Below are 18,374 nucleotides of genomic sequence, written 5' to 3' on the forward strand. Positions count from 1 at the left end.
TTGAAACATTAGAGTACGCTAATAATCTGAAGGTCCAAGCGTTGCGATTGCAACTAGAGGACTTCATCATGCGTACTGCAATCATCGGCACCATTCTGGCTCTCACCGGCTGCGTGGTCACCACCCCCCCCAGGGCCGAGGCCGACCTGTTTCTGGGCCAGCACATTTTCTATGCATCCAGCTGGCCGTCGGTGCAAACCGGCTATTTCGACGGTGTACGCGTTTGGTCGGGTACATCACAGTCAGCAACCTGGCGCGATATCGAGCCCAGCAGCGGCAACTTCAACTTCTCGGTGCTGGATCAGCATGTAGCTCAGGCGCAGGCACACAACATGACGCTGATGTACACGCTGGGCCAGGCGCCGGCGTGGGCATCTGCACGCCCCGAAGAGTCTGCCAACATGGGCCTGGGTGCCGCCGCCGAACCCGGTGACATGTCTTTGTGGACGCGTTACGTCACGACGGTTGCCACACGCTACCGTGGCCAGATTTCTGCCTATGAAATCATGAACGAGCCACGCATTCCCGAGGCCATCAAACCCTATTCCCCAGGTTTTTTCTCAGGCAGCACCGACAGCTTGGTACGCATGACCCAGCTCGCGCACGACGCAATCAAGGCAGTCGACCCTGCAGCAAAGGTCGTCTGCCCACCCATGGATGGCGGCGATCTGGGCGTGAAGCGGCTGGAGTATTTTCTCAGCCACGGCGGTGGCCAGTACTGCGATGCGATTGGTTTCCATTTCTACCTGAAAACGCAAACCGTGGCTGAATTCAATACCTTGCTGGCCAGCGTGAAAGCAGCCATGGCACGCCAGGGCGTTGCCAACCTGCCGCTGTGGGACACCGAAATCGGCGTACTGGTACAGCAAAGCGGCACCAATGTAGTACCGCGCAACGCAAGCGGGATTCTTTCCACCGTACTGGACGAGCGTGATGCCGCTGCGCTGATGCTCAAGATCGTGCTCGCCAGCCAGGTGGGTGGCATTGCGCGTACCTACTGGTTTGCACACGACAGCTCCTCGATGGGCAGCACCCAGCCCAACAAGACCATCGGGGCACTCAACCTGCTGGGCGTCGGCTATATCCAGGCCAAGGCATGGCTGAATGACAAGCAGCCGCAAAACTGCACGATCGGTGATCAGTCCACCGACTGTACGTTACTCAAGAACAATGTTGCGGCTGCGCGCATCAGCTGGGGCAATACGTTGTCTGCGGTGCAATTGCGCCAAGCCGGCGTGCGCGAGCTCTGGCTGCTCAATGGCCAGCACCTGCCCATGGCCAGCATGGACGACGGCAGCCTGGCGACGTTGAGCCGCAATTTCACAGATCCGGTGTACCTGGCCCTATGAGCACGCCCGCATACCTGGTCCTCTCCCTCGTGCAGCGCCACCGGCATGCCCTTCTTCTTTCCGCACCCGGCCGCTGGCGGCCTGCAAGGCAAACCTCATGAAAGTGACTCTGTTTCAGTACCGACTGTTCCACTATCGCCTGCGTCTGTTCGAACTGATGCGGCAGAAATGCACGCAAGCCGGTATCGAGCTGAACATCGTCTACGGCCAGCCGTATGGCGATGAAATCAAGAAAAAGGATACGGGCGAGCTGCCGTGGGGCATCAAGGTCAAGAGCCGCTATTTCCCGATCAAGGAAAAAAAGGATCTGTGCTGGCAACCCGCCCCGGCAGCAGTGCGCGATTCCGACCTGTTCGTGTTCATGCACGAAAACCGCCTGTTGGCCAACTACTGGTGGTTGCTGCGCCGCAGCCTGGGAATGGGCCCCAGGGTGGCTTTCTGGGGCCATGGCCGTGATTTCCAGAGCTACGCGCCCAACGGCCTGCGCGAAAAATGGAAGCGCATGACCTTGAACTGGCCGGACTGGTGGTTTGGCTATACCAGCCTGACCCGGCGCATCGTCGAGGCGGCCGGGTTTCCGTCCAAACGCATTACCGTGGTCAACAACGCCATCGATAACGAGGAGTTCGTGGCCGAGCTGGCTGCCGTCACCGACGCCGACATCGTCTCCTTGCTGGGTGAAACTGGCTTTGCGCCCAGTGACTTTGTCGCCATTTATTGCGGCTCGCTCTACAAGGAAAAGCGCATCGAGCAGTTGCTGGCCATTGCCGAGCGCATTCACGAGCAACAACCGGCATTCCGCCTGCTGATCGTTGGTGATGGCGCGCAGCGCAGCGAAGTGGAACAGCATGCAGCCAGCCGGCCCTGGATTGCCTATCTGGGCGCGGTACACGGCGCACGCAAGGCTGCGTGCTTCAAGCTGGCGCGCGTGTTGCTCTGCCCGGGTGCGGTCGGCTTGAACATTCTGGACTCCTTCATCGCCGGTACGCCGCTGCTCACCATGAAGAGCGCGATGCACGGCCCGGAAATCGGTTTTCTTGAGCACAGTCAGAATGGCTATCTGATCAACGACTCGGATGATGAATACGTCGCCCAGGTCGACCAGCTGATCAGCCAGCCGGCCGAGCTGGCCCGCGTGCGCCACGGTGCGCTGCTGGCTGCCAACGAATACACGGTCGACCGCATGGCCGAGCGCTTTGTCGAAGGCTTGCGCGCAGCATTGGCTGACCGCCGCCAGGAGCAGCCAGCATGAAGGTCGCCATTGTTGGCCTGCGCGGCTTTCCCGATGTACAGGGGGGCGTCGAGCGCCATGTCGAATCACTGGCGCCACTGCTGGCCGAGCAGGGCGCACAAGTCACCGTCTATGTACGTGCACCCTACATGAAGCATGTAGCCGGCGATGAATATCGCGGCGTGCGCTTTTGCCGCGTGTGGTCGCCCACCGGCAAGGCGTCCGAGACACTGGTGCACACCTTTCTGTCGGTGCTGGCTGCAGCTTGGCAGCGCAACAAGGTGATCCATTTCCATGCGATCGGTCCGTCCTTCTTCGTGCCGCTGGCGCGCCTGTTGGGCATGCACGTGGTGATGACCCATCACGGCCAGGATTATCAGCGGCAGAAATGGGGCAAGGGTGCGCGCTGGTTCCTGCGCACCGCAGAAAAATTCGGCGTGCGCTGGGCCAATCACGTGGTGGTGATTTCGCATCAGCTCAAGCGGCTGGTGAACGAGACCTTCCAGCGTGAAGCGGCACTCATCCCCAACGGCGTGACCGGTTTTCCGGATGGCAGCGGCGATGCTGCCCTGCTGGCCGACATGGGGCTGGAGCCTGGCCGCTATGTATTGAACGTGGGCCGCTTTGTGCCGGAAAAGCGTCATCACGACCTGATCGATGCCTTCCTGCGCAAGCCACCCACCGGCTGGAAGCTGGTGTTCGCCGGCGCAGCCGACCACGAGGACAGCTATTCGCGCACCGTACTGGCACGCACCAGCGAGCAGGTGGTGTTTCTGGGCCGCAAGAATGCCAACGAGCTGGCCAGCCTTTACGGCCACTGCGGGCTGTTCGTACTGCCGTCGTCGCACGAGGGCTTGCCCATTGCGCTGCTGGAGGCACTCAGCCTGGGCGCACCGTCGGTAGTCAGTGACATCGAACCACATCTCGAACTCGACCTGCCGGCGGAGAGCTACTTCCCGCTCGGCGATATCGGCGCACTGGCCGATCGCATCACGCATTTCGTACAGCAACCGGCCCGTTGGGACGACTGGGCCGCCCGTGTCCAGCGCGATTACCACTGGCCGTCGGTCGCACAACGCATCCACACCCTCTATCAAACCCGTTGAGCAAGGAATACATCATGACAACACTCGCAGTCGTCGGTCTGGGCTACGTCGGCCTGCCGCTGGTGGTCGAATTCGGCAAGCAGATCAATGTGATCGGTTTCGACATCGATGAAAACAAGGTTGCCCGCTGCAACGCAGGCAAGGATCCGTCGCAGGAAATCCCCGACGATGAAATGCGTGCTGCCATTCATGCCGAGTACACCAGCGATGCCAAGCGCCTTGCTGAAGCCGACTACATCATGGTGGCCGTACCCACCCCGGTGGACGACGCCCACCAGCCGGACCTGCGTCCGCTGCTGTCGGCCAGCCGTTCGGTCGGCCAGAACCTCAAGAAAGGCGCCATCGTCATTTATGAATCGACCGTGTACCCCGGTGCAACCGAAGAAGATTGCATCCCGGTGCTGGAACGCGAATCGGGCCTGAAGTGGAAGCAGGATTTCTTCGTCGGTTACTCGCCGGAGCGCATCAACCCGGGCGATCGCGAGCACATGCTCACCAACGTGATCAAGGTGGTATCCGGCGATACGCCAGCGACACTGGCCAAAGTAGCCGACCTCTACGAGCTGGTAGTGACCGCCGGCACGCACCGCTGCTCCAGCATCAAGGCCGCCGAAGCGTGCAAGGTGATCGAAAACACCCAGCGTGACCTTAATATTGCACTGATGAACGAGCTGGCCATCATTTTCGACAAGCTCGACATCGACACCAACGAAGTGCTGGAAGCGGCCGGCAGCAAGTGGAACTTCCTCAAGTTCAAGCCGGGCCTTGTGGGCGGCCACTGCATCGGTGTCGACCCCTACTACCTGACGCACAAGGCAGAAAAGATCGGCTACCACCCACAGGTGATCCTGGCCGGTCGTCGCATCAACGACGGCATGGGCAAGTACATCGCCGAGCAGACCATCAAGCAGATGATTGCCGCCGGCAGCTATGTAAAGGACGCACGCGTGACTGTGCTGGGCCTGACTTTCAAGGAAAACTGCGCCGACCTGCGCAACTCCAAGGTCGAGGACATCATTCGCGAGCTGACCGAATTCGGCGTGCAGGTATCGGTGTTCGATCCATGGGCAGATGCGGCCGAAGCGCAGCATGAATACGGTGTGACCCTGCAAAGCTGGGACAACCTGCCGCGGGCCGATGCCATCGTCGCTGCTGTGGCCCATCGCAGCTTCCTGGAGCTGGGCCTCGAAGATCTGTCGCGCAAGCTCGTCAAGGGCGGTTGCTTTGTTGATGTGAAGTCGCAATTCAACGCGGCCCATCTGGAAGAAGCCGGCTACAAGGTCTGGCGGCTGTAATCGGCAACAAGGCACACAAACAGCCTCGCCCGCGAGGCTGTTTTTTTAACCTGTCCGGCCTGTCCTGTCGCCGGTGCTCTGAAGGAGATCACGATGACCCACCCACACGACTGGCAACCCTATCGCGCCCCGGCTGAACGGCTGATGGTGCCCAGTGCCGGCCTGCGCGGGCCGGGGGTCATCATCGTGACCGGGCCATCCAGCTGCGGCAAGGGCGAGATTTCCAACGCGCTGTGCGAGCTGCTGTCGATTCCGCATGCGCGCTGGCTATCGATGGGCAATATCCTGCGCGGCACCTATGAGCGCGCCGCGCACGATGCGGAATTCCGCGCCATGCTGACCGGCAAGTACCGGATTGCCAGCGATACGCCCATTCTTGATTGCATCGACACCACACCCGAGCTGGTGTCCAAGGTGGAGAAGCAGGCAGCGCTGCTCAATGCGCAACTGCACGCCAAAGGCAGCACGGCCCCACAGGGCGATGAGGCATGGCGACAGGCCAGCCAGCTGGACTGGCTGGAACTATGCACCGTCAACGGCCTGCTGGTGCCCGACCGCTGGACGCAGGCCCTGATCGCCGCGCATATCGAATCGCTGCCTGCGCTGCACACCCAACCGTTCCTGATCGACGGCTACCCGCGCACCAAGGCGGCGGCGGCACATCTACTGGAGGTCTTTGGCGAGCTGAACGTGCCGGTGCTCAAGGTGCTGCACCTGAGCATCAGCAAGCAGGAGATGCTCAAGCGGGCCGGCCGCCGCCAGCGCGTGGACGACAATCAGGAGGCACTGCTCAAGCGCTATGCCTTCTATATCGACAGCGTGCAGCCCAGTGTCGATTTCCTCAAGGATGCGCTGGGTTCGGATGCCATCGCGCTGATCGATGCCCACCAGCCGCATTACGACCTGCTCGACGACAACAAGGTGTTCAACCTGCAGCGCTCTATCCGCAATGTGGTGTATGCCGCCGCGCTGCACATGGGCTTGCCGCGCGTGATCATCGATGCGCTGATTGCCACGCGCGCCAGCACGCAGGGCGCAGCAGCGCAAGTTGCCTTATGATGACTACCCCGTAACCGCCCTGCTGCCTGCACCATGACCGACCGCCATCTGATCATCGCCGCCGCGCTCAATATGTTCATCGGGGTTGCCGCTGGCGCCTTCGGCGCGCACGCGCTGAAAACACGGCTGCCGGCCGATTTGCTGGCGGTGTGGCAAACAGCGGTGCAATACCAGTTGCTGCATGCCCTGGGCCTGTTCGTCATCGCCCTGCTGCTGCCCAGGCTGGCCAGCCCGCTGCTGGGGTGGGCCGGGCCGCTGATGCTGGCCGGCATCGTGCTGTTCAGCGGCAGCCTGTATGCGCTCGCGCTGTCCGGCGTGCGTGTGCTGGGTGCCATCACGCCTATCGGCGGCGTGGCTTTTCTGGCTGCATGGTTGTTGCTTGCGCTCGCTGCGTGGCGCGCAGCCTGATCCCGATCCGGAGTTTACCTTGCTGACCGTATCCGAAGCCCTTGACCGCCTGCTGACCGCCGCCCGCCCGTCGACCGCAACGCAAACGCTGCCACTGGCGCAAGCGCACGGCCGTATTGCCGCAGCCGAATACCGTGCCTCGGTCGACGTCCCCGCGCTGGATAACAGCGCGATGGATGGCTACGCACTGGCCCTGCCCTTCGATGCCCCGTTACCCGACGTGTTCCCGGTTGCGCAGCGCATCGCCGCCGGCCAGGTTGGCAGTGCACTCGCCCCGCTGACCGCGGCGCGCATCTTCACCGGTGCGCCAGTGCCCAATGGCGCCACCTGCGTGGTGATGCAGGAGGACTGCGACGCCGACGAACACGGCTTGCGCCTCAAGCCCGGCATCACGCCCCACCCGGACCAGCATATTCGTCGCCGTGGCGAGGATATCGCGCAGAACAGCGTGTTGCTGCAGTCCGGCGAGCAACTCGATGCAGCACGCATCGCCCTGCTGGCAGCAGGCGGCATTGCCGAAGTAGCGGTGCACGCACCGCTGCGCGTCACGCTGTTATCTACCGGCGACGAACTGGCCGAGCCGGGCACACCCTTGCCACCAGGTGGCGTCTACAACAGCAACCGCCCCATGCTGCTGGCCATGCTGCAGGCGCTGGGTTGCGAGGTCATCGACGGCGGCATGGTGCCGGACCGGCGCGATGCAACCGAAGCTGCCTTACTGGCCGCCGCCCAGCAGAGCGATGTGGTGATCAGCACTGGCGGCGTATCGGTGGGCGAAGAAGACCACGTGAAGGCCGCATTGCAGGCGCTGGGCACGCTGGACCTGTGGAAGGTAGCGATCAAGCCCGGCAAACCGCTGGCACTGGGCCGTATCGGCAAGGCCGATTTCGTTGGCCTGCCCGGCAACCCGGTCTCGGCCTATGTCACCTTGCAGGTGCTGGTACGGCCCTTTTTGCGCAAGCGCATGGGCGCGCACCAACTCGCACCGACGGTCTGGCCACTGCCAGCCGCCTTCGACTGGCCACGCCCGGACAAGCGCCAGGAATACCTGCGCGCCGCGCTGACACCGGCGGGCCTGCAACTGGTCGGCCAGCAAGGCTCGGCGATGATTTCCGGCCTGGCCGGCGCACACGGGCTGGTGGAAGTGCCGCCGGGCCAGGTAATCCAGCCCGGCGACACGGTGCGCTTTCTGCCCTTTACGTCATAGCGCGATACGCCGCCAGCAAGTCGCTGAACGGCACACCATCGATGGTCATGCCATCCATCTGGCAGCCATCCAGCGCCACGCCACGCAGGTCACAGCCAGTAAACCGGCTGTTGCGCAGATCGCTGTCCTGCCAGTGGAGGCCGGGCGCATCGCCATCACCCAGGCTGGTTTCGCTGAACACAGCCCCCGCCAGCGCGACATTGTGCAGCGCCAGCCCGGTCAATCTGGCGTTGCCGATGCGTGCGCCACTCAGGTTGACGTTGTTGAAGCGCGCATCACCGATATGCGCATTGTTGACCGATAAACCGGCCAGATTGCTGCCGCTGATCTGAAGCCCGGACAAATCACAATCGGCCAGATCAGCGCCCGCCAGCGTGCAATCGCGGAAATTGCCACCGCGCCAGTCCTGCTGCTGCACTGGCGCAGCCCCTGGCACGGGCAGTGCAATCTGTTTGCGCAGATAGTATTCGTCGTCATCCTGCCCGATCACCACAAAGCCGTACTTGCGGTAGAACGGCAGATTGCGCGCGCTGTGACGCGTGCTATCCAGCGACCAGCGCCGCACCTGCGGATAACGCACCTCCAGCAAGCGCAGCACGGCGCCACCGAGGCCAAGTGACTGGTATTCCGGCGCCAGATACAGCAGCTCGATGCGTGCATGCTCGCACCCGCTATGCGTTACATGCACCGCCCCCGCCGCCACGCCCTCCTGCATGATCCAGAAATAGCCGCCCAGGGCAGCCTGATAGCGCTGCATGCCGGGTTTGTCATGGTCGGGGATATACGGCGCGCAACCGCCCAGCCAGTGCTCGGCTTCGTGCGCGACGATGCGATGGAACATTGCGCACAGCGCTTCGGCATCCTCGGGCTGCACCGGCTGCAACTGCGGGCCGGGCGGGCGGGCCAGCTCGTAGTAATCGTAATCGCCCTCGCCGGCAACATGCACCGTACCCTGCGCCACAAAGCCGCACTGCGTCACCACACGGCACGACGCGATATTGTCCGGCTTCACTACCGCCAGCAGCGCACGCAGCTTGCCGCTGGCGAACACGAAGCCCGCCGCGGCGCGCACGGCCTCCGCAACATAGCCCTGGCCGCGATGATCGCGGCCCAGCGCATACATGACCTCGGGAATATCGGCCGGCAACCCCGCCTTGGGCCAGATGCCCAGCCAGCCTATGGGCAGGTTGTCGGCATGCAGGCAGATGGCGAGCAGGATGACCGGTGCGTTGCCATCAAACGCTGCATAGCGCGCGGCATGCCAGGCCAGCATTTGCCCGCACTGCTCGCGGGTCATGGCCCAGTCATCCAGTACGTCGGTGATTTCGCTTTGCCGGGTCAGTGCGTGAAACGCATCCAGGTCGGCAGGGGTGAACGCGCGGACGTGCAGCCGCGCCGTGGTAATGCATAAGGACATGGGGTGATTCCTGATCGATGGCGCACACCGCCCGGTAACAGGCGCGTGCGGATACCCGCCCCAGGGCGGGTATGGCTGGAACCGCCAACAAAACCCTGCGTTTGCATCTCGCAACATGGCACCCGGGTTTGTTTGCGGTACGCAAACTTGATCGATCAGTTCAGCAACATGGGGGGATCAACTCAATAGATGGCCTGCGACGCTGGCCATTTACATACCATAAAGAATGAATGGCAGGACTGTCACCCCCGGCGGGATCACCTGTCGCAGCTGCGCTGCAGTTCAGCTGGCTGGCCCGTGGCCACCATGGTGTTCGGGCGCCACACGCGGCAGCATGATCACGAAGCGGCAGCCGTGCCCCGGCGTGCTCTCCACCTCGATGCTGCCGCCCAGCGGACCGGTGATCAGGTTGTAACAGATGCTCATGCCCAACCCGCTGCCGCCCTTGCCCAGTGCGGTGGTGAAGAAGGGGTCGAAAATGTGGTGCAGCACGTCGTCCGACATGCCTACACCATCGTCGCTGTATTCAAGGCGCACCTGCTCGCCATCCGGGCCTGCGCGCAGCCGCATCACGCCCTGCTCGCGCCCGGCAAAGCCGTGCAGCAGTGAGTTATTGACCAGATTGCTGACAATCTGCTCCAGCGCGCCGGGAAAGCTGTCCATTTCCAGCCTGTCGTCCACATCGACTTCCAGCTTGAACGGCGTCTTGCGGACCGAGGTCATCAGCAACGCCGTGACATCCTGCATCACTTGCTGCAAGCCGAATACACGCCGCTGAGCACTGCTCTGGTCCACCGCCACGCGCTTGAAATTGGCCACCAGCTCGTGTGCGCGCTGCAGGCCGCGCTGCAACAGCCGCACCCCTTCACCACAGGCGGTCAGGTAGTCCTCGAACTGGGAGCGCTTGATTGCCCCGGCATGCAGTTGTTGTTCCAGTGTGTCGGTTTTTTCCTGCAAGGTGCTGGCCACCGTCACGCAGATGCCGATGGGCGTGTTGAGCTCGTGCGCCACTGCAGCAACGATGGAGCCCAGACTGGCCAGCTTCTCCGATTGCACCAGTTTGTCCTGCGTATGGCGCAGATTATCCAGCGCATGCTGCAGCTGCGCGGTCGATGCTTCCAGCTCGCGCGTGCGTTCTCGCACGCGGTTGTCGAGCTGCAGATTGAGCTTGAGCGTATCGGCCTGCGCGGCCAGTTGTTCGGTGATGTCGCGCGCAATGCCCAGATAGCCGCTCAAGCTGCCATCGGCCGTGCGGATGGCGCTGAGCGCCAGCGAAACGCGCAGTATCTTGCCGTCCTGGCGCATATAGCTCCAGTTGCGGATGTCCGAGCCGGTTTCGCGCGTCAGCGCGGCAAAGATGCGCAGGCTGTCCACTGCCACACCGCCGTGTGCCGCCAGCTCCTGCGCGCATTTGGCAATTTCATTGCTGCGGTGAAAGCGCGTGATCGGCTGCCCCAGCATCTCGGCAGCGGTATAGCCCAGCATGCGCTCGGCGCCCCGGTTGAAGACGGTGATGTACTCGTCCGGGTCGGTCGCAATGATGGCGACCTCGACCGCGGCATCGAACAGCGCATGCAGTTGCTGGTTCAGCTCCAGCAGCCGCGCGCTGGCCAGTTTTTGCTCGGTAATGTCTTCAATGGACAGGATGGACAGGTAACCATCGCCGATCTGCACGTCGCGGGCAGACAGCAGTGCCGTATAGAGCGAACCATCGGCCCGGCGCAACACGGCTTCGAAGTCTTCGACAAAGCCGCCATCGCGCACGGCCTCCGAGAATCGCGTGCGTTCGTTGTCGTCCTTCCACAATCCGAGCGAGGTGCTCGATTCACCCAGCACCTGCTCGCGCGTAAAGCCATTCATGCGCTCCCAGGCATGATTGACGTTGAGAATCTTGCGCCCTTTGCGCGGATCGAGCGGCGGGCCGCCTTCCCTGCGTGCCTCCAGCACCGCCAGCGCCACCGGCGAGGCATCGAAAATGGCGACCAGCGTTTGCTCGCTGGCCACTGCCTGCTTGAACGAGCCCTGCAACTGCGCTGCCATTCGATTGAAGGCATCCGCCAGCGCATTCAGCTCCTGCAAATGGCTGCCCTGCACCCGCTGCGCCAAATCACCGTGCGCAATCGATTCGGTGGAGTCGGAAATCCGCCGTATCGGCGCCGCGACGATGCCGGCCAGCAGCGACGCCAGCAACAGGGCCAGCGTGAGCGCAATGGCCGACAGCATGGCCGACTGGCTGCTGCCGGCCTGCACGTCGGCCAGATAATAGCTCTCCGGCATGGCCGTCAGCTCGACCCAGTTCGTGTGCCCTGCCGGGTCGCTATAGGGCGTGGCCTGTGCCAGCCAGGTTTCACGCGACAGCGGCTGGGCGCTGACCACGTCGAAGCGGAATTGATATGGCACCCGCAACGAAGAGAGTGCAAGCGGCGTGCGTTGCAAGGTTTGCTGTGCCTCGCGCATCACCGCGTCATTCCTGCCGCCGGGCAGCGACGATGCAATCACGCGGCCATCACGCGCCACCATCCAGGCGCGGCCGTGGCGGGCGATCTGCAGCCCGGCCAGCAGGTGGTTGATGGTGGCGACCCGCTGCGCAACATCATCACTGGTGCGGGCCAGGTAATCGTCCAGCTGCAGATTGATGTTGTCGGCTATTTCCTGATGCAAGCGGCTGGCCAGCTTGTTGGCCGCCTCTTCACCGTTGCGCAAGGTCAGCCAGGCCACCGCGCCAACCAGCAGCAGGGCCAGCCCGATGAATGATGCCGCCAGCACCATGCGGATGGGGATGCCGCGCGCCGCTTCGTCGCCAGTGGCCGCCACCGGCGCGGGTGTTACGCCCTGCCCGCTCTCCCACACCCAGCTGGGCCGGCGCAGCCAGCGTTCGCGCACATGGCCGGGTATCTCGGCCCAGAACAGGCGACAGCGCCGCGCCAGCGGCAATGCGCCCAGCATCATGAACGGCGCCAGCAACCAGGTAATCGACAGGGTGAACGCCAGGGCCGGCGTGATTTCGCGGTGCGCAATCGCCGGTGTGAACTTGGCCGAGCACAGATAGCCCCACATCACCGGGTCCAGCGCCATCAACACCAACACGAACAGCGCGTAGCGGCCCCAGGTGCGGGCCAGCCGGAAATCGGGATTGCGGCCGATCAGTTGATAGGCCATCCAGACAAAGGCGGTCCAGCAGAAATAGCCCGGCATCCAGTCGAGCACAAAGCCCGGCGGCACGCCCTCAATCAGATCGGACAGCATGTAGGCAGCCGGGATGACCAGCAGCGCCGGATAGCCGAACAGCACGATGGTCAGGAAGACCATTACATCCTTGAGTGATTCAAAGGTCTGCGCGCCCGGCACCAGCACGATGCCCGAGCCGATGTAGCCGCTGAGCGGAATCAAGGCGAAGGTCAGCCCGGCGCTGAACAGCGCCCGTGCATCCCACGCCTGCTGCTCGCGCCCCAGGCCCCAGGCGCCGGCCGGGCGGAAGGTGACGCCGGTAAAAGCACAGGCGGCCAGCATCAGGCCGATCAGGTAGGCAAAGCGCCCCCATACCTCAAGCAAGGGCAGCGGAACACTGCCATACAACTGCTGCAAGCCGACGATCAATTCTCGCATACGCGCTGCATGCCTCCTCTGCCACCCGGCGCTGGCCGGCTGTCAGTTGATCCGGTCGCCATTGAGCATAGTTCGCGCCAGCGCTGGCGTCTTTGTCCAAAGACAAACGCCCGCAAGCGGACGCAATGCAGCGGCAGACTCAGCCGCGCGTGGCGGCCGTGAAGGCGATCTCGACCAGCAGATCAGGGCTGGCCAGCTCGGCGCGCACGCAAGCCCGCGCAGGTGCGGCGCCCTCGGGCAACCATTCGCCCCAGACTTCGTTGAACTCGGCACGGTTGGACAGATCGGGCAGGTAGATGGTTGCCATCATGATGCGCCCCTTGTCCGAGCCGACCGCTGCCAGGGTGCGCTCGGCCTGGGCCAGCAAAGCCCGCGTCTGCTCGACAAAGCTGGTGCCGCTTTCGGGCACTTCGACAAAGCAGGCGATGCGGTTGAACACCACCGCGTCGGACCAGAGCGGCGTGGGGTTGTGGCGATGAATATCGGCGTTGCTCATGATGGCTCCCGGCAAAAGCAGCGAGTATACGGCGCATCTGTGGCAAGCCATGGGCTTGTCGGCAGCTTGGCCAGCAGTTGGCTGACCGGAGTGGCTACACGCATTTAGCGTTCTAGCAAAGACGTTTTTCTGCTCGGAGAAAAAGTGTGGAAGCTGAAATATTCCCAAAAAATCCATACAAACAAAGAAAGAAAAAACAACATTTATCGCAAGAAATTTGGCGAATGCAGAATAAATCACTACGCTGCCTTACTCCTCCCGGAAATACTTTCATGCGCTATTTATTGATTCTTACCGCATTGCTCCCCATGCTGGCACTGGCCGGCACTGCCTACAAATCCATCGATGCCAATGGCAACGTGGTCTACAGCGATACGCCATCGACGCACGATCAGAAAGTGATTCAGGTCGCCGATGCGCCTTATACCCCGCTGCCCGACTCGGTACTGCGCTATCAGAAGGAACTGCGCGACGGCATTGCCAAGCGGCTGAGCGAGGCCGACCTCAAGCCTGATCCCTCCACGGTCACGCTGTATACCACCACCTGGTGTGGCTATTGCCGCAAGGCCCGTGCGTACCTGAACGAGCACAAAATTCCGTTCCAGGACATCAATATCGAGACCCCCACCGGGGCGCAGCAGATGCTGGCCGTCAGCTCGGACGGCAAGGGTGTGCCCTTGCTGGTATGGAAGAACAGCAGGAAGCGCGGCTTTTCAACTCAAACCTACGATGCGCTGTTTGCCAAGGCAAACTGAGTCCGCTAAAGCCTGAACGCTTGACAGCACCATGCCTGCGGCGCTCCACTGCAGGCATGCGCCCTCGTATGAATGTCCCTGCCAAAGACGAAATCAACCTTCTGCCCCCCTACCCCGGCCTGACGCTGGATCAGATCACCACGGTGCACGACGCCGCCAGCGCGCAAGCAGCGCTGGATGTGCTGCTGCGTGAACCCATCATTGGCTTCGATACCGAATCACGCCCCACTTTTCGCAAGGACGAGGTATCGGACGGCCCGCATGTGCTGCAGTTTGCTACGCCCACCCGTGCCTATCTGTTCCAATCGCATTGCACCGCCAGCCACTTTGCCATTGCCGCGCTGCTGGGCAGCGCGCTGCCGCTCAAGGTGGGCTTTGGCCTGAGCAATGACAAGGGGCCGATCGAACGCAAATTCGGCCTCCAGCCGCAGGGCCTGGTCGAGCTGGGGCGGGCTTTCCGCGAGCGCGGCTACCGGCAGGAAGTGGGTGCACGCAGCGCGGTGGCCATCCTGTTTGCGCACCGCTTCGTGAAATCGAAGAAGGTCAGCACCTCCAACTGGAGCGCGCGTGAACTTGGCCCGGCGCAGCGGCTGTATGCCGCCAACGATGCGTGGATCGCCCTGCGCATTCATCAGGCTCTCCACGCTGCGTCGTGAATACCGGACATCGGCCGGACGGGCTTCGCGGTACACTGTAGCCCCGTACCGTTCCGCAACCCACGACCGTGCAAGCCCCTGTTTATACCGAGATTCCGCCCTACGGCGCCGATGAAGACACCGAACGCAGCTGGCAATGGCTGCAGGCGGTCGGCCAGCTGGCGGCTGCCGAGCTGGCACTCAAGCCGCGCGGCACGCTGGCGCTGATCGACGATGGCGAGCGCGTGTGCTGGGTGGCAGTGATCGACGGCCATGCCCATCTGGCCATTGCCCCGGTGTTCGAGGGCGAAGTGAATTTCGAGCACAGCGCCTTGCTGCGCCAGCTGATCGGCTACAGCGTGGAAGAGCTGAACTATCTGCGCGCTACGCTGGAACACTGGCTGCTGGAGCAGCCCACCTTGCGTAGCCGCGAACCACAACAATTGCAGCGCTGGGCCACCCTGCCCGCCACGCTGACCGAATAGCCGGAACGGTGCGCCGCGCGCATCGAACCGCATCCATAGAAAGAACGAATGAACGAATCCGAACTGTTGCCCGAGCAACCCGATACCGATGCCGACGCGCTGGCGCAATACCTGCATGCACACCAAGCCACGCTGATCACCACCGATGGCAGCTATGCGCTGTCAGTGCACGGGCAGATCATCATCAACAAGCGCGTGGTGCCCTACCATCTGGTGCCGGACGAGGGCTTCCTCGGCAAGACCGCCAAGTGGCGCAAGCTGGATGCCGAGGAGAAGCTGGCGCTACTGCAGGAGCGCTGGAACAACGCAGCGTGCGAGCGGCTGGAAACCCAGTTGCGCCTGTGCGCCGAACGCATCGCGCAACTGGCGCGCGAATACGAGCTCGACCCCGGCAGCGCCTACAACGCCTTCCAGGCCAAGTACGAGCGCGCCAGCGACCGCTGCAAGGTAGCACTGGCGCGGATCGACGCGCTGCAAGGCACGCATGCCGCAACACGGCAGGCCGAAAAAACCCGCGATGCGGTCAACCTGTCGCTCTACCCCGAATCGTTCACCGTGGCGCAGCAGATGAAGCGTCACTTCATTGCCGTGCTCGGCCCGACCAATTCGGGCAAGACACATGCGGCCATGGAGCACCTGACGCAGGCGCAATCGGGCGTCTATCTGGCGCCGCTGCGCCTGCTGGCGCTGGAAAACTATCACCGCCTGCTGGATGCCAACGTGCCCACCAGCCTGATTACCGGTGAGCAACGCAAAATCCACCCTGAGGCGACCCACATCGCCAGCACGGTGGAAATGTTCAACCCCAATCGCCCGATTGAAGTGGCGGTCATCGATGAAATCCAGTTGCTGGACGACCCGGACCGTGGTGCGGCATGGACTGCCGCCGTGTGCGGCGTGCCGGCCGGCACCGTCTACCTGCTGGGCGCGCTGGAGGCCGAAGAGGCCATCCGCTCGCTGGTCAAGCGCGTGGGCGGCACGCTGGAAGTGCGCAAGCTGCAGCGCAAATCGCCGCTGGAAATGGAACAGCAGCCACTGGGCTCACTGAAGAACCTGCAGCCGGGCGATGTACTGATTGCATTCTCGCGCCGCGAGGTGCTGAACTGGCGCGATCAGGCCATCGAGCAAGGTTTTGCCGTATCGGCCATCTACGGCAACCTGTCACCCGAAGTGCGGCAGGCACAGGCAGCACGCTTTGTCGAAGGTGAAACCAAGATCGTCGTCGGTACCGACGCCATCGGCATGGGGCTGAACACGCCGGCGCGCCGCGTGATCTTCACCACGGCCAGCAAGTGGGATGGCTACAACGAGGGCATCATCGCCGCGCCACTGGCCAAACAGATCGCCGGCCGTGCCGGCCGCTTCGGCGCGCACGAGGCCGGCTATGTGGCCGGGCTGGATGCACGCACGCACAAGATCATCGGCACCCTGCTGCGCGAAAAACCCGAGCCGCTGCCATCCAGTGGTTTCTTCGTTGCCCCCAACCTCGACTATCTGCAGCAGATTTCGGCGGCCACCGGCCAGACCAAGCTGCAGACGCTACTCGAGCTGTTCACCAAGCATATCAACGTGCACGACGAATTCTTCCTGCCCGCCAACCTGTCCGACCAGATCGAAAAGGCGCGCTGGCTGGATACGCTCGACCTGTCGCTGGCCGACCGCTACCAGTTCAGCCTGTGCCCGATCTCGACCAAGATTCCGCTGCTGGAACGCGCACTGCAGGATTGGGCACGCCACCGCGCCGAAAAGCGCCCGGCACCGCTGCTGCGCATGGAAGGCATGGGCGGCCGCAACGAGCTGCAATACCTCGAAGACACCTGCAAGCTCTACGCCGCCTACGCGTGGCTGGGTTACCGCATGCCGGAAACCTTTCCGAACGAAGACATGGCGCAAATGCTGATGAAATCGACATCGGAAAAGATCGACCATCTGTTGCAGGCGCAGAACACGCGCTCGCGCCACGGCAAGAAGCCGGCACGCCGCGACGACCGGCGCAACGACCGCAGTGGCGGTCAGCACAACAGCGAGCGCAGCAAGCGTTACGGCAAGGGCTGATCCGCCTGGAGCGGTGGCTCAGGTCACCGCTCCGCGCGCATGAAAGCGCGGCTGATCCCAATCGCGCGTGCGCAGCACGTCGGCCAGCTGCGCTGCCGCATCCCACACGTCGACAAAGCGCGTATACAGCGGTGTAAAGCCGAAGCGCATAATGCGCGGCTCGCGGTAATCGCCGATCACGCCGCGTGCGATCAGCGCCTGGACTACCGCGTAGCCATGTTCGAACTCGAAGCTGACCTGGCTGCCGCGCTGCGCATGGTCGCGCGGCGTTGCCAGCGTCACGCCCAGATCGCCGCACTGTGCCTCGACCAGCGCGATGAACAGATCGGTCAGCGCCAGCGATTTGCGGCGTAGCGCCGCCATATCGGTCTGCGCATAGATATCGAGCGACACGCCCACCATGCTGAGCGCAAGGATGGATTGCGTGCCACACAGATAGCGACCGACGCCATCATCCGGCACATAGCCCGGCGACATGGTGAATGGCGTGCGGTGGCCCCACCAGCCGGACAGCGGTTGCTGGAAATCCTGCTGCCAGCGCGGCGCCACCCACAGGAAGGCCGGCGAGCCCGGCCCGCCATTCAGGTATTTGTAGGTGCAGCCCACGGCAAAGTCGGCATCGGCCGCGCTCAGATCAACCGGTACCGCACCGGCTGAATGCGCCAGATCCCACAGCGCCAACGCGCCGGCGGCGTGGATGCGGGCGGTTTCGGCGGCCATGTCGAACATCGCGCCGCTGCGGTAGTTCACATGGGTCAGCATCACCACCGCCACGTCATCAGCCAGCGCAGCGGGTAGCTCGGCCGGATCGTCGATCAGGCGCAAGGTGTAACCACGATCCAGCTGGCGGATCAGCCCCTCGGCGATATACAGATCGGTGGGGAAATTGGCGCGCTCGGACACGATCACCTTGCGACCCGGTGCACGCTGCGCCTGGATCGACAGCGCCGCCGACAGCAGCTTGAACAGGTTGACCGAAATGGTATCGGTCACCACCACCTCGTCGTCACCGGCACCAATCAGCGGTGCCAATTGGTTGCCCAGGGTGCGTGGCAGCGCAAACCAGCCGGCATCGTTCCAGCTGGCAATCAGCCCCTGCCCCCACTCCTGCTGCAGCACCTGTTGCATGCGTTGCGGCGCGGCAGCGGGTTGTACACCGAGCGAATTACCGTCGAGGTAAATCACGCCAGCCGGTAAGGCAAACTGCGCGCGCAGCGGCGCCAGCGGGTCGTTCAGGTCGAGTTCCTGGGCGTGTTGTCTGGTCAGCATG

Annotated in this window: 15 protein-coding genes; 11 read left to right on the forward strand and 4 right to left on the reverse strand. The window is 63.1% G+C overall.

Annotated elements, in window-relative coordinates; all coding sequences use genetic code 11:
• The first annotated feature begins 68 nt into the window (after positions 1-68).
• The 7 genes from B9A19_RS07645 to B9A19_RS07675 all read left to right on the forward strand — a co-directional run bounded on the left by B9A19_RS07645 (position 69) and on the right by B9A19_RS07675 (position 7,655).
• Positions 69-1,349: an endo-1,4-beta-xylanase gene (locus B9A19_RS07645; RefSeq protein ID WP_084090192.1), complete on the forward strand. Its 1,281-nt coding sequence runs from the start codon at positions 69-71 to the stop codon at positions 1,347-1,349.
• Positions 1,350-1,446: 97 nt separating this feature from the next.
• Entirely contained in the window at positions 1,447-2,601 is a 1,155-nt protein-coding gene (locus B9A19_RS07650) for a glycosyltransferase family 4 protein (RefSeq protein WP_084090193.1), read from the forward strand.
• Positions 2,598-3,686, forward strand: coding sequence for a glycosyltransferase family 4 protein (locus B9A19_RS07655; protein ID WP_084090194.1), 1,089 nt, complete (start codon positions 2,598-2,600; stop codon positions 3,684-3,686). The genes B9A19_RS07650 and B9A19_RS07655 overlap by 4 nt, the downstream gene beginning before the upstream one ends.
• Positions 3,687-3,700: 14 nt before the next feature.
• Entirely contained in the window at positions 3,701-4,981 is a 1,281-nt protein-coding gene (locus B9A19_RS07660; protein ID WP_084090245.1) for a nucleotide sugar dehydrogenase, read from the forward strand.
• A gap of 93 nt (positions 4,982-5,074) precedes the next feature.
• Entirely contained in the window at positions 5,075-6,040 is a 966-nt protein-coding gene (locus tag B9A19_RS07665) for an adenylate kinase family protein (RefSeq protein ID WP_084090195.1), read from the forward strand.
• A 33-nt stretch (positions 6,041-6,073) separates the two neighbouring features.
• Positions 6,074-6,448 (forward strand): DUF423 domain-containing protein, encoded by a 375-nt coding sequence (locus B9A19_RS07670; protein ID WP_084090196.1) that lies wholly within the window; start codon positions 6,074-6,076, stop codon positions 6,446-6,448.
• 19 nt (positions 6,449-6,467) lie between these two features.
• Positions 6,468-7,655, forward strand: coding sequence for a molybdopterin molybdotransferase MoeA (locus tag B9A19_RS07675; protein ID WP_084090246.1), 1,188 nt, complete (start codon positions 6,468-6,470; stop codon positions 7,653-7,655).
• Here the strand turns inward: B9A19_RS07675 and B9A19_RS07680 are convergent.
• From B9A19_RS07680 to B9A19_RS07690, 3 genes are all read right to left on the reverse strand, one after another.
• Positions 7,645-9,072 (reverse strand): GNAT family N-acetyltransferase, encoded by a 1,428-nt coding sequence (locus tag B9A19_RS07680; RefSeq protein ID WP_176216835.1) that lies wholly within the window; start codon positions 9,070-9,072, stop codon positions 7,645-7,647. The genes B9A19_RS07675 and B9A19_RS07680 overlap by 11 nt on opposite strands.
• 282 nt (positions 9,073-9,354) lie before the next feature.
• Positions 9,355-12,678 (reverse strand): PAS domain S-box protein, encoded by a 3,324-nt coding sequence (locus B9A19_RS07685; RefSeq protein ID WP_084090198.1) that lies wholly within the window; start codon positions 12,676-12,678, stop codon positions 9,355-9,357.
• Positions 12,679-12,817: 139 nt separating this feature from the next.
• A complete protein-coding gene (locus tag B9A19_RS07690) occupies positions 12,818-13,174 on the reverse strand; it encodes a RidA family protein (protein WP_084090199.1) in 357 nt (118 codons plus the stop codon).
• A 272-nt stretch (positions 13,175-13,446) separates the two neighbouring features.
• Here B9A19_RS07690 and B9A19_RS23430 point away from each other — a divergent pair, with 272 nt between their 5' ends.
• From B9A19_RS23430 to B9A19_RS07710, 4 genes are all read left to right on the forward strand, one after another.
• A complete protein-coding gene (locus B9A19_RS23430) occupies positions 13,447-13,929 on the forward strand; it encodes a glutaredoxin family protein (protein ID WP_373278000.1) in 483 nt (160 codons plus the stop codon).
• Between the two features lie 68 nt (positions 13,930-13,997).
• On the forward strand, positions 13,998-14,585 hold the full coding sequence (locus B9A19_RS07700; protein ID WP_217807009.1) for a 3'-5' exonuclease: 588 nt from the start codon (positions 13,998-14,000) through the stop codon (positions 14,583-14,585).
• 68 nt (positions 14,586-14,653) lie between these two features.
• Complete coding sequence (locus B9A19_RS07705; RefSeq protein ID WP_084090202.1) at positions 14,654-15,049, forward strand: hypothetical protein; 396 nt, start codon at positions 14,654-14,656, stop codon at positions 15,047-15,049.
• 48 nt (positions 15,050-15,097) lie between these two features.
• On the forward strand, positions 15,098-17,104 hold the full coding sequence (locus B9A19_RS07710; RefSeq protein WP_084090203.1) for a helicase-related protein: 2,007 nt from the start codon (positions 15,098-15,100) through the stop codon (positions 17,102-17,104).
• A gap of 18 nt (positions 17,105-17,122) precedes the next feature.
• On the opposite strand, the gene kynU is transcribed toward B9A19_RS07710, so the two are convergent.
• Positions 17,123-18,373, reverse strand: a complete 1,251-nt coding sequence (gene kynU / locus B9A19_RS07715) for a kynureninase (RefSeq protein ID WP_084090204.1) — start codon at positions 18,371-18,373, stop codon at positions 17,123-17,125.
• Between the last annotated feature and the right edge of the window lies 1 nt (position 18,374).

The sequence above is a fragment of the Andreprevotia lacus DSM 23236 genome (genome assembly GCF_900176275.1).
GTDB classification, from domain to species: domain Bacteria; phylum Pseudomonadota; class Gammaproteobacteria; order Burkholderiales; family Chitinibacteraceae; genus Andreprevotia; species Andreprevotia lacus.

Coding starts and splice junctions, on each gene's coding strand:
- B9A19_RS07645 (WP_084090192.1), top strand. CDS start 69: ATGCGTACTGCAATCATCGGCACCATTCTGGCTCTCACCGGCTGCGTG.
- B9A19_RS07650 (WP_084090193.1), top strand. CDS start 1,447: ATGAAAGTGACTCTGTTTCAGTACCGACTGTTCCACTATCGCCTGCGT.
- B9A19_RS07655 (WP_084090194.1), top strand. CDS start 2,598: ATGAAGGTCGCCATTGTTGGCCTGCGCGGCTTTCCCGATGTACAGGGG.
- B9A19_RS07660 (WP_084090245.1), top strand. CDS start 3,701: ATGACAACACTCGCAGTCGTCGGTCTGGGCTACGTCGGCCTGCCGCTG.
- B9A19_RS07665 (WP_084090195.1), top strand. CDS start 5,075: ATGACCCACCCACACGACTGGCAACCCTATCGCGCCCCGGCTGAACGG.
- B9A19_RS07670 (WP_084090196.1), top strand. CDS start 6,074: ATGACCGACCGCCATCTGATCATCGCCGCCGCGCTCAATATGTTCATC.
- B9A19_RS07680 (WP_176216835.1), bottom strand. CDS start 9,072: ATGTCCTTATGCATTACCACGGCGCGGCTGCACGTCCGCGCGTTCACC.
- B9A19_RS07685 (WP_084090198.1), bottom strand. CDS start 12,678: ATGCGAGAATTGATCGTCGGCTTGCAGCAGTTGTATGGCAGTGTTCCG.
- B9A19_RS07690 (WP_084090199.1), bottom strand. CDS start 13,174: ATGAGCAACGCCGATATTCATCGCCACAACCCCACGCCGCTCTGGTCC.
- B9A19_RS23430 (WP_373278000.1), top strand. CDS start 13,447: ATGCGCTATTTATTGATTCTTACCGCATTGCTCCCCATGCTGGCACTG.
- B9A19_RS07700 (WP_217807009.1), top strand. CDS start 13,998: ATGAATGTCCCTGCCAAAGACGAAATCAACCTTCTGCCCCCCTACCCC.
- B9A19_RS07710 (WP_084090203.1), top strand. CDS start 15,098: ATGAACGAATCCGAACTGTTGCCCGAGCAACCCGATACCGATGCCGAC.
- kynU (WP_084090204.1), bottom strand. CDS start 18,373: ATGCTGACCAGACAACACGCCCAGGAACTCGACCTGAACGACCCGCTG.